Below are 14,095 nucleotides of genomic sequence, written 5' to 3' on the forward strand. Positions count from 1 at the left end.
AGGAAGGGCCAAATGGCGACGGGGCGGGGCGGGACGGGCCGTCAGCCCGCCAGATGGAGCTGGGCGTCGGCCCAGTCGCCGTGGTCGAAGTAGACGCCGTCGCCGCCGTCGGTGACGCGCAGAGTCAGTTTCTGGACGCCTGCGATGCCGACATCGATCGGATGGGCGGCGTTGGCGGGGGTCAGCACCCCGGTCCGGACAAGGACCTTCCCGTCGGCGACCACCTCGAACACGACGGAGCCGGCGTCTCCGGCCTCGTCGTCGACACCGACCTGCGCGGTGAAGCGGTCGTACGACCCGCGGACGTCGAGGGTGACTTCCGAGGTGGCGTGCACGCCGAGGCCCTTGTCGTAGGCCTTACCGCGGATGCGCAGGGGACTGCCGTCGCTGCTCCCGGTCTCGCCGTTGGACATGTCCCGCTCCACCGGTCCCCAGCCGTTGCTCTGCGAGGCGAACGGCAGGTCGCTGGCGTAGTCGATACCGGGCGGCGAGACGAAGACCCGTACGGACCTCTCGGAGCGCAGCGCGGGGGCGTCCGCTCCTTGGGAGGGGGCGCGGTACTCGGCCGTTACCGGGATCTCCGTGTAGCCGGGGGGTGCGTCCGCCGGGGCCGTGACCTTCCATTGCGCGTTGAGTGCCTGGCCCGTGGCCAGCTCGTCCGCGCGGGCGCCCGTGCCCTCGATCTTCCACCCCGCCGGGGCGGTGGCGGTCAGGGTGACGCCTGTGAGCGGGCCGAATTCCTCGACCGTGAACCGGCCGGTGACGTCCACGGAGGTCCCCGGTTCCGCGTCGGTCTTTTCCGGTGTGACGGTCAGTGTCGAGAACGGGATGCGCCGCACCGGCTCGTCGCAGGTCTGCCGGTCCGGGCTGTCCTTGCAGATCAGGGCGGCGAAGCCGCCGCCTCGGACCGTGGGAACCTCCAGCGTGTCGACGGCGGGGTTCACCACCCGACTCTCCCGGACGAGCCCGCCCTGCCCGTCGCGGACGGTCTCGACCCGCCAGCGCCCGCCGCCGAGGAAGCGGAGCGGCACCCGCTGGGTGCCGGCCTCTCCGGCGGTGACGTTCCCCAGGAACCAGCGGTCCGCGTGGCGCCGGGCGAACGTCGCCCCGTCACCGGGGTGACCGGCGAGCAGCCGGGTCTCGTCCCACACGGTGGGGACCTGCTCCAGGAAGCGTTCCAGCTGCGGGCGGTCGCGGTAGGCCTTGATGGATCCGGCGTAGTTCTGGAAGCCGGACTCGTAGACCACCGACAGCGCGAGCTCGGCCGCCTCGGAGGTGTTGCGCTGCCCGAACTGGAAGCCCATCGGAGTGAAGTCCATGGAGCCGACGACGTTGCGGGTGTACGGCAGCGTGGCCACATCGTCGACGGCGACATCGCCCTGCTCGGCGCCGTGCACCGCCTCCATCGCCAGCACATGGGGCCAGGTGCGGTGGATCCCGTGCGGGATGGTCGAGCCGTGGAAGTTGACGAGCAGCTTACGCCGGGCGGTCTCCGCGAGGATGTCGTCGTACCACCGGAAACGTTCTCGGGAGTCCGAGTCCATGAAGTCGATCTTCAGGCCGACGGCGCCCCACTCCTGGATCTTGGACAGGTTCGCCTCGCGCTCGGCGGCCGTGTCGAGGTCGGTCCAGTGCATCCACAGCAGGATCTTGACGCCCCGTGCCGTGGCGTAGTCGATGAGCTCGGGCATCCAGTCCGTGGTCTTCCAGCCGTCGTCCACCAGGCTGTACTCCCAGCCGTGCGCCGCGCTGTAGTCGACGAACCGCTTCTGCGTCTCCAGGCTGCGCTGAGCCTCCCCGAACCCGGCGAGCCAGGACCAGGCGACCTTGCCCGGACGGATCCACGACGTGTCGGCGATCCGGGAGGGGGGCGCCAGGTCATCGACCAGGGTCGACTCGGCGATCTTCGCCAGGTCGCCGATCACAGCGGTGCGCCACGGCGTCGCCAGCGGTCCGTCGGAGCTGATCCGCTCGTCCGCGAGCGCGACGTCGTAGCGTCCGGTCGCGGCACGGTGGACGAGGCGGCTGCCCGAGTACCGGCCGTCGACGTCGGATTCGGTGAGCAGGACGAAGTCGTCCTTGACCTGGAACAGCGACGGGTAGGCGTAGTCGCCTACGGGGGCGCCCGAGGCCGTCGTCTCGTCGTAGGGGCGCTCGTAGTTGACGGAGTATCGGCCCAGCCAGGCCGGGGAGCCGGCGGGCAGCTGGAAGGCCGACGTCTCGCGCTGCACGGTGACCCCGCCCTGGTTTGGCAAGACGTAGCGGTAGGCGATCCCGTCGTCGGAGACCCGGACCACCAGGTCCATCAGCGCCCCGCCCCTGCCCGCGAAGGAGAAGCGCGACTCGGTCATCTGCACGGACCGTTCCCGCTGCTTGCCGGTCGTGGTCGTGTACTGCTCGTTCACCGTCCGCTCGGTGCGGTCGCGCAGGGTGAGCCCGGAGGACAGGTCCGCCGCGTCGGTGACGATACCCACCGGAGCCGGTTCGAGGATGCTGGCTTCACCCCGGCGGACGGCGAGCGACAGTGTGCCGTTGCCGCTGTCCAGGGCCACGTCGGCGGAGAGACCGGGGCCACGTGAATGCGACGGGCGGTTGACCGTCCACACGCTGTCCTCCGGGTCGGCGGCGAGCGCCTGCGGCGCGAGCACACCGGCACCGAGGACAGCGCTCAACACGGCTGTGAGCGCTCTCAGGGGGCGTCTGGACCGGAGCGATCCCATATGCATCAAAGTCCTCCGCTTCGCACAGCTCATCGGTGTGCTGGGCTGCCGGCCTGCGCAGCCTGCCTGGCAACGTTGTCAGCGCCGTTCCGCACGTGAGCCCCGTTCTCCGTGCTCCTGATCGGCTGCCAACCGCTCAACTGCCAACAGGCTCAAACGTATTCGGACGGCGCAAGTAGAGTCCCTACAGTGTTGCTCTGGTGCTGTAAAGCCCTCGCGCGCCAACTCTGGGAGTTTCACGCCACGTCAGCTCTGTTGAGAGTCCTCGCGAAATCTCGATCGCAACTGGGATCTGATCGTCCGGGCCGCCCTCCTGCTCGGCCAGGAACCTCAGAAGGTCCTGGATGCCTGTCGCGTCGACGAGCCGGTCGTTGACGGCGTACGCGGTCTACCGGCCGATGTTGCGGGTGATGATGTGCTCGATCCCTCTGAAGACGAGGGGCAAGATCACTATCGTCGACGACTGCCGGCCGCGGGCACGTCCTGGGCCCTGGGGCCGGCGGCAGGCCAGGGTCGGGTTCGCAACCATGTCCGCCTGCCCGGCGGGGCACTGTCGGTGGCTCGGGCGTTCTGAGCCGGCCACCTGGTGTCGTCACGCAAGTCGCGTCAGATTCATTGACACTCCTCGTTCGTGACCCCGATTCTGAGAGCGCTCTCGAGAATGCCTGTAGGGCCTTCCTTCCTTGCCAAGCGTTCTCGTCCTGACCACATCTCTTTGTAGCCAACACAAAATGAGGAGCCCCCCACACCATGGAAGCAACACGTCACAAGCGACTTGGTCTCCGTGCGTCTGTCGCCGCAGTCATGATCGGTCTCGCCTCGCTGACCACGGGGATGACGGCGCAGGCAGCGGTGACCAGCGACCTGACGGCGTCCGAGGCCACGGCGTCCGAGGTCGCCGTAGGCTGGGTCGAGGAGGGCGCCACGAAGACGTTCTCCGTCGACGTGCCCCAGAACGGGCACTGGAAGCTCCGGTTCGGCGTCAGTTACCCGGAAACGGCCGCCCGAGTCACGTCCTCTGTGGACGGACTCGCGCTGGAGGATGTCGTCGTCGCCCCCAGCCCGGGAACCTTCTACACCCACGGGGACTCGCAGTGCGTCTCGCTGAATCGCGGCACGCACTCCGTCACCGTGACGGCCGTCGAGCTGCCGTCGAACCTCCCGCTCGAGGTCACCTTGGTGAGCGCGTGACCTGAGTAAGCGTCTCCGGGTGGGCCGCGACCGCCCGCCCGGCGACCTGTCGGCGTAGTCCCCAGACCTTGGGGCGTTTGGAGCCCTTGCGGCCGTCGGCGAGTGCCTCGAGCAGTTCGGCCGGCCCGGGCTTGCGGCTGGTACCGAGGTAGCGGATGCCCTCGCCTTCGGGTGCGGTGCCGGTGTCCTTGCCGATGGGATGGCGCCGGCTGGTCGCGGTGCGCCACCCGTACCGCTCGTCCCACACCAGCGCCGGGAAGCTCTGGCCGGCGACGAGCGGGTCGGCGACCGGCGGCCCGTGGTGAACGACGACAAGCGTGCGGCGATCTTCTCGCGTCGCGCGAAAGGGCAGACGATTCGCGAAATCGCCGCTGTTGTCAGGGTCTCGGTCGGCGTCGTACACAAGACACCAGCTCTCAGGCAGAGGACGCTCGGTCCGAACGGGAGAGCGCATGAAGCGGGCGCTGCGCACCGCGCACCTCATCGTGTCCCGGTGGCCGTCCGGGCGGTGATGTCCGCCGGGGTGCGGGAGCGCGGAACGGCGGAGGCCGACGCGAGGTCGAGCCGCTTGTCCATGTCGAGGCGGAAGGTTCCGTACGGGTTGACGTTGGGCCAGAAGAGCGCGGTCAGGCCGCGCCGGTCCTCGTCCGACAGCTTCTTCGCCCACTTCGGCTCGGCGAGGACCTGCTGAAGCAGCAGCGTGTTGACGTGGACGAGGCTTTCGAACATAGCGAGAGGCTTTCTGGGGGGCTTGGAGAGCCTTCGCCGAGCAGCGGATACGGCGCGGCGAGTACAACCACCAGCGCCCTTCCCGTTCGTTACCGGCTACGACCTCATCGAGTCGTGGAAGTACACAAAGGCGTGCGTGTTGTGCCGATCACGTGTCGGAGAGGACTCGCGCGACCGCGTCGGCAGCGCGCACGACCTCGAGTGTTTCGTCGAGCCGGGCGCGCGGCACGTACTGGCCGAAGGTGTCGTTGGCGAAGAAGGAGATGCCGTCGAGGTACGCCGCCTCGGTGCGCAGCACCTCACGCTGGTAGAGGTAGGTGCGCCGGTCGTCGAGATGTGTGCGGTACCAGTACCAGGGATCGACGAAGTCGAGGCCGAGCAGGACGCGCGGGCCGGCCTCGCCGGGTTTGCGGAGGGCTGCCTTGCTGCGGAGGTTCGGCACGATCTCGCTGCGTTCGACCAGGACGGCGAAATCGCTGACCAGGACGGCGTCCAGGGCTGCGTAGCAGGTGTCCGTCATTCCCCAGACGGAGCGTTCGACGTCCGTGCGCCAGTAGGTGTCCATCCAGTACACGAGTCGGTCGTTCATCTCCTTGCGCATAGACACGAAGAAGCCTTCAATGTCGCGCGCCCGGTCGTGGGTGAGCTCCGGTGCGTTGTCGGGGTGCCAGAAGCCGACGAGTCCGAACTGGTTGCCCAGCAGCACGCCATCCAGTCCGAAGTCCTCGGTGAATGCAGCGGCCTGGGCGGCGACGAAGTCGCCCGCCAGGAGTCCTCCGGAGATCCCGCCGGCGAATGCACGGTAGGTGCGGTCGTCGGCGGCGAGCGGCAGTGTCACGTCGATGACGCCGGGCACCATGTGGCCGCCCGCGTCGGCGGCGGCGGACGACACCTCGGGGTGGCGCTCTGTCTTCCACTCGCTGCGGCAGAACTCGGGCCCGGGTTCGAGGTACTCGAGGAGTGTGACGTCGAGGCCGCGCCGGGCGGCGGTCCGGCGCACCGCGTCATACGCGCCGGCCAGCAGCCGGTAGTCCATCGGCTGTTCTGAGAGGGTGAACATCGGGCCGGCCGAGTAGGGGTTGAAGGAGCGTTCCCCACCCTCGCGCACCCGCTCCAGCCAGTCGGCGTTGTGGGCGCGGGCCAGCGCCGCCGGCCCGTTGCCGTGCGGGGCGGGGGCGTAGCAGTTGTAGCGGGCCCAGTCGAACCCCTCATCTCGGTCACCGGCGTAGTTGAGTATGTGGTCGCCGTTTCCGGCGCAGAAGACGACGGTGAGGTGGCGGCTCGCGCACCAGTCGGCGTGATGGTCGAAGAACTCCTCGATGGCGAGCTCGGGCACGGCCAGGTCATCGAAGATCTTGGGCGTGAGCCACAGGCATGCTTCCAGACGCGCACGGCGTTGTGTCACGGAGTGTTCCTTTCGAAAGGCCTGGCGGTCGCGGTGCCGTACGCGGTGTGGTGCTCACCAGCGAGGAAGCGCCGGGTCGTAGGCAGGATCGATGCGGCGCATGTAGCCGGTGTCGTCGCGGCGGTCGCGGCCGGAGGCCAGATAGACGCGGTGCAGGCGATCGAGGACCTCGTGGTCGAGTTCGACGCCGAGACCGGGACCAGTGGGCACCGGCACACTGCCGTCGACGAAGCGCAGCGCCCCGGAGCGTACGACGTCGTCGGGGGCGTTCCACGGATAGTGCGTGTCACAGGCGTACGTCAGGTGCGGCACGGATGCCGCGAGGTGCGTCATTGCGGCCAGACTGATGCCCAGGTGGGAATTGGAGTGCATGGACACCCCGATGCTCAACGCCTCGCAGAACAGGGCAAGTCCGCGGCTGCGCCGGAGGCCACCCCACAGGTGGTGATCGAGCAGCAGCACCTGCACGGCACTGTGCTCGAGCGCCGGCCTGATGTGCTCCAGGTTCGACACCACCATGTTGGTGGCAAGAGGTACGGCGGTGGCCCGGGCGACCTCGCCCATGCCTGCGATCCCGCCCGTCGGGTCTTCCAGATATGCAAGGAAGCCCTCGACCTCACGGGCCACATGCCGCGACGTCTCTACAGTCCAGGCGGCGTTCGGGTCGATGCGCAGCGGCAGCTGCGGGAAGGCGTCGTGCAGGGCACGCACCGCGGCCACCTCCTCGTCGGGTGGACGGACTCCGCCCTTGAGCTTGAGGGAGCGGAACCCGTAGAGCTCGATCATGCGGCGGGCCTGGGCGACGACCCCATCAGGGTCGAGGACCTCGCCCCACTCGTCCGCGATCGCCGGGCGGCCGTCCAGCGCGGGGTGCTCGGACCATTTGTAGAAGAGGTAGCCGCTGAACGGCACGGAGTCGCGCACCGGGCCGCCGAGCAGATCGCACACCGGGCGCTCCATGAGTCTTCCCTGGGCGTCGAGACACGCGACTTCCAGGGGCGCCCATGCGCCGTCGCGGTCCTCGATGCGCGGCACAGTGGGACGGAGTGCGTCGTGCACTGCCTGTCGTGCCGCATTCGTGGCGAAGACGTCCAGACCGCGTACCGCTTCGGCCGCGGCGATGAGGCGGTCGGTCTCGGCGCGGCCGCCGGGGCTCTCGCCGAGGCCGATCGTGCCGTCATCCAGGTGGAGTTGTACGACGCAGCGCAGGGCCAACGGCTCGTGCACACCTGTGGCGTTGAGCAGTGGCGGGTCACGGAAGGCGATGGGCGTGACGACGACGTCTACGATCTTCATGAGCGCTCCGCCAGGGTGATGCCGTGGGCGATGAGCTTCTCCAAGCGCGACGGGTGCTCGGCCGTGGGATCGGTGAGCGGCACCCCGTCGAAGGGATCCGGTCCGCTTGGTATGGCCGTAGCGGTGATCTGTGTCGCTGGGCTGGAAGGGAATGAACCCATGAGACCTCGTTCATAATCATGATCAGCGTTCACGTGGCAAATTCATCAACGAAACGTCAGAAGACGTTTCGACAGCCACACCAAGCGAGACTTGACCCGACAGCGACGGGAGGAGCCGGTGTGAGCAGGCGCGGCACCTGCTCACACCGGTCTGCCGTCTGACGTCTGCCGTCTCTGCCTCACCCAGTGATCTTGATCGGGCCGTGGTGAGAGAGATTGGTGAGCTTCATCTCCTCCAAAGTCCTGGCGGGTTGAGTGCTGCCGGGCATCACCACGCGGTCGAGGACGACACCCGAGATCAGGGCATCCGGCTGGCCGTTGATGCGGGCGGCGGTGGTTCCCGCATTACGCACCTTCACCTGGGAGATGGTGACACCGTTGACCGGTCCGACCCCGTGGCTGTTGCCGGTCCACAGCGCCAACCAGGTGCGGTTGCCGTCGTTGGAGAAGCTGAGCCGCTCGATGTCGACGTCCTCGAAGCGCACGTTGGTCGCCTCGGCAGACCCGTACTTGTGGTGCACTCCGAGGGCAACTGCGGCGTCGTAGATGACGGCATGCTTGAAGGTGACGTCGGACTGCGGCTGCATGACCCCTTGGCCCACCTTGACGCCGTAGCAGTAGGTCCAGGACACCAGGTCGTCGAAGACGACGTCGTCGAGCGGTCTGGGGTTACCCGGGACCTTCGCGAACAGGTCGACGCTGTTGTCCCAGGTCTTGGTGGAGAACGGGTCGTCAAGACCGATGCCGATCGCGTGGGTGACGGTGACTTTCGTAGACTCCATGACGTCGATGCCGTCGTTCTCGCCCATGTCGAACCGGTTGAAGATCTTCATGTTCCGGAAGGTCATGTCCGTGGACCGGGTCGGCATGATCGCCCAGCTGCTCGACTCCCGGAAGGTGATGCCGTCCAGCTTGAACCCCGACGTGTAGATGGGCGTCAGCAGGTTCACCCCGAGGTTGCCCGGCTGGAGCGCGGCCTTCCCGTTGCCGTCGATCGTCCCCCGCCCGTAGATCTTGATGTTCTTCGACGAGTAGCGGGTGGAGATGAACCACGTGATGTCCCGCTGTTGGGAGTTCTTGCGCCAGTGCACGTCGTAGTGATCTCGCTCCCCCGTGTAGCGCAGCACGGCTCCTGGCTCGAGGTAGAAGGCGAGATTGCTGCGCAGGTAGAGATTGCCGAGCGTGTACACCCCGGCCGGAACGTACACGATGCCCTGCCTACCGTTGGCGCTGCCCCATGCGGCGGCATCGTTGAGGGCGTTCTGAAAAGCCGTGGTGGAGTACACACTCGTGCTCGGCTGGGCTGAGTAGGGAGGGCGGCGGACGTTGAAGACTCCGGTGCCGCTGGAGGGCGGGCGGTCGGTCTCCAGCGGGTCGATGGCAATCACCAGCCGGGGCCGGCCGTCGACCTTGACGATGAGGTACTCGTGGTTCGGCACGGTGAAGGTCAGCGTGGAGCCACTCGTAGAGGCCGGGAGATTCAGCTTCGCAGGACTGATGCTGTAGGAGCCGATGTTCGTGTTGTTGAGCTTCGTGACGGCCAGTTTGGCCTCGCCCGCCCCCATGGCGAACTGAGCGATGTCGTAGCCCGGGTACTTCGTGACCGGCACCTGCTGGCCGTTCACCGTCAGCCGGTAGTCCGTGGAGAACTGGTAGATGGACTGGACGGGATAGACCTCCACCGGTGCCGCGGCCTGCGCGGTTCCGGACATGCCCAACAGCGCCGCGAGCACGGCAACCAGAGACGCCACGACGAATGAACGTGAGGCTGTCACCGGGGACGGGGAGAGCCGACGGCCCCCCACTGCCGATCTGACTGGTGCGTGCCGGTCCGAGTTTTGACGATTCAAAGATCTCATGCGGGTCCCTTCGGGCGAGACGGCGGCACAGCGCCCGCCGCACGCTGTGGCCACCATGGGTGAAAGTCTTGGGACTTGCTGGTCACTTCGCCATGGAGGATAACGTTGTCAAACAGAAACCAACACCGCTGCGCTCAACGTTGACCACGCTCTCGACGGCCACCTAATCTCTGCGGACGTTCATAGTCATGAATCGATTCACGCATCTGAACGGAGCCGCGATGAGTCTCTCTTCTCTCCGAACGCCCCTCGCTGCCCTCGCACTTACCGGCCTCCTGGGCACCCTCACCGCCTGCGGGCTGAACGAGGAGGCGTCGCGCGCCGCCGATGCGCCACTTGAGGTGTGGACCCGGAGCGCACCGGAGCCGGCTGCGACGTACAAGAAGGTGTTCGCGGCCTTCACCAAGGAGACCGGAATCAAGGTCAACTACCAGCCCGTGATCGAGTTCGACAAGCAGCTGCAGGCCCGGGCGTCCTCGAAGAACCTGCCTGACCTCTTCATCAACGACGCGTCCCTCCTCGGGACTTATCAGTCCCAGGGCCTCCTGCTGCCCGTGGAGCCCAAGTCCGTCCAGAGCCATGAGGACGTCTCCGACACCGACTGGGGATTCACCCGGGGGCTCGACGGCAAGCACTACGGAGTCCCGTTCTCCCGCCAGGCGTTCAACACCTACATACGCAAGGACTGGCGCGAGAAGCTGGGCCTGAAGGTGCCCAGGACCTGGGACGACCTCACCAGGATGGCCACCGCCTTCGCCACCCGGGACCCTGACGGCAACGGCAAGAAGGACACCTACGGCATGGTCGCACCCGGTGGCACGGAGCGCGGCTATCTCGCCTGGTGGGCGGCCTCCTACATCTGGCAGGCCGGAGGCGACCTGGTGAAGAAGAGCGGGGACACCTACCGCAGCGCGATCGACTCCCCCGGCACCTCCGAGGCCGTCACCTGGATCAAGAAGCAGTTCTGCACCAAGGGCAACGTCCAGCCCGGCGCGCTCACCACTACAACGGCGAACGCCCCCCACTTTCACGAAGGTTCGGCTGGCATCTACCTCACCGGGCCCTACATGATGGCCGGCTTCGACCAGCAGCTCGGCAAGGACAAGTACGAGATCATCCCCACGCCCAAGGGCCCGAAGACGAGCACCACCCTGGCGGACGGCGAGACCATCTACCTCGCGGCGGGATCGAAGAAGTCGGCGGCCCAGAAGCGCCTGGCCGAGTTCCTGATCTCTCCCGAAGCACAGAATATCGCCATGGACAGCGCCACCCAGCCGGTGGTCCGCCTGCCCGTCAGCACCACGCTGAACGCCGCCCGCGAGCACGGCGATGAGCGCTGGCAGCTCGTCCAAGACCAGTACGACCAGGACAGCAAGGCATTCCCGCAGGACATCGACTTCACCGCGGTCAAGCAGACCACGGCCGAGGGCCTCAACCGCATCCTGTCCGACTGCGGCAGCGACAACATCTCCTCCGAGCTGAAGCAGCTCCACGAAGACATCAACAGCGAACTTGCGGGGCAGGACCTGCAGTGAGCGCACCCGTCCTCGACCGGCCGACGGCCCGCATGGCGCCTCGCCCTCAGCGGTCGAAGCGCCGCCGCCCGTTGCGGCGCCCCTGGATTGCCTGGCTGCTGCTCGCCCCCGCTCTGCTGCTCGCGCTGTACTTCAAGTTCATCCCCATGTTCAAGGGCATCCGGATGAGCTTCTACGACGTCCAGCCCTTCCTGGGTGACCAATGGGTGGGCTGGGACAACTACGGGCAGGTGCTCCAGGACGATCGCTTCCGCACAGCGATCGTGCACACCGTGCTGCTCGGGTTCGGGCAGACCGCCGGCGCCATCGCGGTGGGCTCCCTGCTCGCCCTGCTGCTCGAGGGCCAAGCGAAATCGCTGTGGATACTGCGCACTGCGGTGTTCCTTCCTGTGGTCACGGCCACCGCGGTGGTCGGCGAGCTGTGGCGCCTGCTGTACTCACCCACACCGGACGGGTTCATCAACAGCGTCCTCGGCCCGTTGGGCATCGGCCCGCTGCCGTTCCTGGACAGCCCCGACAGTGCGCTGGTGTCGGTCATGGCGGTGGGGACATGGATGGGCGCCCCCTACAACATGGTGATCTTCCTGGCCGGGCTGACCTCGGTGGACCGCTCCCTTTACGAGGCCGCCGCCATGGACGGTGCTTCGACCTGGCAACGACTGCGGCACATCACGCTGCCCGCGCTGCGGCCCGCCATGACCATCGTGCTGACCCTTGCCGCGATCCGCAGTCTGCGCATCTTCACCGAGGTCTACGTGCTGACCGGCGGCGGACCGGCAGGATCGACGGAGGTATGGATGACGCGCGTCTTCTCTCTGGGCTTCGAACGCAATGACCTGGGTGTCGCCTCCGCTGCCGCCGCGCTGCTGCTAGCCGTGACTGTGCTGCTGACCCTCGCCGTCAACCTCTTGCGGCGAAAGGCCGACCGATGAGCACCTCCAGCATCAGCCGGCATGGCTCGCAAGCCGACAGGTTCGACACCGCCCTGGGCTGGACTCCGCGCCTGGGCCCCGCGCTCGTCCTCCGTATCGCCCTGTGCACACTTGCCCTGTTCATCTTCGCCGCCCCCTTCCTGGTGATTCTCAGTGGCACCTTCGATGCCCACGCAAAGACCACATCGCTGTCCCTCCTGCCGGGCGACATAACCCTGCAGAACTTCCAGGTGGCACAACACCGCGGCGTCTGGGGGTACTTCGCCAACTCCCTCGTCGTCGCGGGGGGCGGACTACTGCTCCAGATCGCCGTCTCCGTACTGGCCGCCTACGCTCTGGCTCGCCATCGCTTCCGCGGCCAGGCCCTGGTCCTGTCGCTTTTCCTGCTCACCATGATGCTGCCCGAGGAGATCATCGCAGTCCCACTGTCCCTGGTCATCGGGGAGCTTCCGGTCCTCGGCATCAGTCTCAAGGGCACTCTGCTGGGCATCGTCCTCCCTGTCGGACTCTGGGGCTTCTCCATCCTGGTGATGGCCGAGTTCATGAAGGAGATCCCTGCCGAAATCGAGGAAGCGGCACGCCTGGACGGTGTCGGGGAGATGCGGATGCTCTGGCAGATCATCCTGCCCCTGTGCCGCCCGGCCCTCGGCGTCATCGGCATCTTCGGGTTCTTGATGATCTGGGACCAGTATCTCCTGCCTCTGATCGCCGCCAACGATCCCAGCGACTACACCTTGACCGTAGCCCTGTCCATCATGCGCACCGACCCCATCGTCGGTTCCGGGGCAGTGCTCGCCGGAGCCCTCATCGCTCTGCTTCCCAGTCTCGTTGTCTACTTCTGCCTGCAGGGCTCCATGATCCGAGGTATTACCGCCGGAGCGACGAAGGGCTGATCCACAAGGCCTGATCCACACCGACCCCGGCGCGGAGCGTCGTCACCCCGCAGTAGCGTTTCCCGCACTGCTGCGGGGTGACCTGCTAGCCACGGCCGACGGCGGTCGAACCGCCGCCGCCACGCGCGCTCGACCCCAGCCCCCATCGGCGGTAACTGCCGCCGGTGGGCGGCGCGGGCCCGCTGCCGGGATCGGGAAATGCAAGCCGCCCTCCGTGCCGGGCGCGGAGTCGACGCGCTGCTGACTGGCGTGGGGCGCGCGCCCCGCTTCTGCGACGAGAGCGCGCTGCCGGGCTGTGGCAGCGCCCGGCGACCGCTCCCGCGGACAGATCGTGCCGGCCCGCGCAGCGGGCTCAGCCGCGCGGGCGGGACAGCGTCGAGCCTCGGACGACGAGCTCGGGCTCGAGCACGATCTGCCGGTGCTCATGCTGTTCTGCCTGGTCGCCGGTCTCCTCGATCAACAGGTCCGCCGCCATGCGTCCCATGCGGTGTGCCGGCTGCCGTACCGACGTGAGGGGCACCGCGGCGGCCGACGCGAACTCGATGTCGTCGTACCCCACCAGGGCGATGTCTTCGGGGACCGTCAGCCCGGCGCTGTAGAGCGCCTGGAGCACGCCCAGGGCGAGTAGGTCGTTCGCGCAGAAGACCGCGGTCGGCCGCGGAGACATGCCCAGCAGCCTGGCCCCGGCGTCCCTCCCCGCAGCCACATCCATGCGCTCCGCCTCGATGTGCCGAAGCGCCGATTCCGGGAGCCCACCCTCGCGCAGCGCCTGCCAGGCGCCGGTGCGTCGGTCCTGGCACTGAGTGAGGAACATCGGGCCGCTGATGTAGACCAGGCCTCGGTGTCCCTGCTCCATGAGGTGCCGGGCCGCGAGTTCGCCGCCCGCGACGTCGTCGAGGGAGACCGAGCAGCCCTCGGCGATGCCCTGGACCCGGTCGACGAAGACGAGGGGGATCCCGCGGGGCCGGAACTCCGCGAGGTTGCGGCCGGTCATGTCGGCCGGCGTGATCAGTACCCCGCGCACCCGCTGCTCCGCGAAGAGGGAGAGGTACTCCGCCTCCTCGGCCGGGCTCTGCGCGCTGTTGCACAGCATCACCCCGAGACCGGCGGCGCGCGCCGCCCGCTCCGCGCCCGACGCCACGTCCACGAAGAACGGATTGGTCATGTCGAGCACCAACAGAGCGATGATCCGGCTCCGGCCGGCGCGCAGCTGCCGGGCGGATTCACTGCGGACGTAGCCCAGCGCAGCGATGGCCGCCTGGACCCGCTCCCGGGTCTCCTTGGCGACCATGCCCGGCCGATTGATCACGTTGGAGACCGTCCCGACCGACACTCCGGCCTGCCGAGCGACGTCCTTGATCCCCGCCATGCGCG

At 67.7% G+C, this 14,095-nt stretch carries 12 protein-coding genes; 4 read left to right on the forward strand and 8 right to left on the reverse strand.

Annotated elements, in window-relative coordinates:
* Positions 1-41: 41 nt before the first annotated feature.
* The gene (locus ACTWQI_RS00805; protein WP_443266402.1) at positions 42-2,675 is read right to left on the reverse strand and encodes a glycoside hydrolase family 97 catalytic domain-containing protein; all 2,634 of its coding nucleotides are present in this window, start codon (positions 2,673-2,675) and stop codon (positions 42-44) included.
* 795 nt (positions 2,676-3,470) lie between these two features.
* Between ACTWQI_RS00805 and ACTWQI_RS00810 the strand changes: the two genes are divergently transcribed.
* The gene (locus ACTWQI_RS00810; RefSeq protein ID WP_443266404.1) at positions 3,471-3,911 is read left to right on the forward strand and encodes a hypothetical protein; all 441 of its coding nucleotides are present in this window, start codon (positions 3,471-3,473) and stop codon (positions 3,909-3,911) included.
* Here the strand turns inward: ACTWQI_RS00810 and ACTWQI_RS00815 are convergent.
* From ACTWQI_RS00815 to ACTWQI_RS00840, 6 genes are all read right to left on the reverse strand, one after another.
* Positions 3,892-4,314: a hypothetical protein gene (locus tag ACTWQI_RS00815; protein WP_443266406.1), complete on the reverse strand. Its 423-nt coding sequence runs from the start codon at positions 4,312-4,314 to the stop codon at positions 3,892-3,894. The two genes, ACTWQI_RS00810 and ACTWQI_RS00815, sit on opposite strands and share 20 nt — an antisense overlap.
* A gap of 77 nt (positions 4,315-4,391) precedes the next feature.
* Entirely contained in the window at positions 4,392-4,640 is a 249-nt protein-coding gene (locus ACTWQI_RS00820; RefSeq protein WP_443266408.1) for a Tn3 family transposase, read from the reverse strand.
* Positions 4,641-4,788: 148 nt separating this feature from the next.
* A complete protein-coding gene (locus tag ACTWQI_RS00825) occupies positions 4,789-6,045 on the reverse strand; it encodes a hypothetical protein (protein WP_443266410.1) in 1,257 nt (418 codons plus the stop codon).
* Between the two features lie 54 nt (positions 6,046-6,099).
* Positions 6,100-7,341, reverse strand: a complete 1,242-nt coding sequence (locus ACTWQI_RS00830; RefSeq protein WP_443266412.1) for an enolase C-terminal domain-like protein — start codon at positions 7,339-7,341, stop codon at positions 6,100-6,102.
* Entirely contained in the window at positions 7,338-7,502 is a 165-nt protein-coding gene (locus ACTWQI_RS00835) for a hypothetical protein (RefSeq protein WP_443266415.1), read from the reverse strand. Before ACTWQI_RS00835 ends, ACTWQI_RS00830 begins: the two co-directional genes overlap by 4 nt.
* A gap of 179 nt (positions 7,503-7,681) precedes the next feature.
* Complete coding sequence (locus tag ACTWQI_RS00840) at positions 7,682-9,253, reverse strand: glycosyl hydrolase family 28 protein (RefSeq protein ID WP_443266417.1); 1,572 nt, start codon at positions 9,251-9,253, stop codon at positions 7,682-7,684.
* Positions 9,254-9,582: 329 nt separating this feature from the next.
* Between ACTWQI_RS00840 and ACTWQI_RS00845 the strand changes: the two genes are divergently transcribed.
* The 3 genes from ACTWQI_RS00845 to ACTWQI_RS00855 are packed head-to-tail and all read left to right on the forward strand — an operon-like array spanning position 9,583 to position 12,721.
* The gene (locus tag ACTWQI_RS00845) at positions 9,583-10,896 is read left to right on the forward strand and encodes an ABC transporter substrate-binding protein (RefSeq protein WP_443266419.1); all 1,314 of its coding nucleotides are present in this window, start codon (positions 9,583-9,585) and stop codon (positions 10,894-10,896) included.
* A 32-nt stretch (positions 10,897-10,928) separates the two neighbouring features.
* Positions 10,929-11,828, forward strand: a complete 900-nt coding sequence (locus ACTWQI_RS00850) for a carbohydrate ABC transporter permease (protein ID WP_443267133.1) — start codon at positions 10,929-10,931, stop codon at positions 11,826-11,828.
* Positions 11,825-12,721, forward strand: a complete 897-nt coding sequence (locus tag ACTWQI_RS00855) for a carbohydrate ABC transporter permease (RefSeq protein WP_443266421.1) — start codon at positions 11,825-11,827, stop codon at positions 12,719-12,721. The genes ACTWQI_RS00850 and ACTWQI_RS00855 overlap by 4 nt, the downstream gene beginning before the upstream one ends.
* Positions 12,722-13,073: 352 nt before the next feature.
* Here the strand turns inward: ACTWQI_RS00855 and ACTWQI_RS00860 are convergent, their stop codons facing one another.
* Positions 13,074-14,090, reverse strand: coding sequence for a LacI family DNA-binding transcriptional regulator (locus tag ACTWQI_RS00860; RefSeq protein WP_443267135.1), 1,017 nt, complete (start codon positions 14,088-14,090; stop codon positions 13,074-13,076).
* Between the last annotated feature and the right edge of the window lie 5 nt (positions 14,091-14,095).

Origin of the sequence: Streptomyces sp. KR80 (genome assembly GCF_052245555.1) — a bacterium.
Lineage (GTDB): Bacteria > Actinomycetota > Actinomycetes > Streptomycetales > Streptomycetaceae > Streptomyces.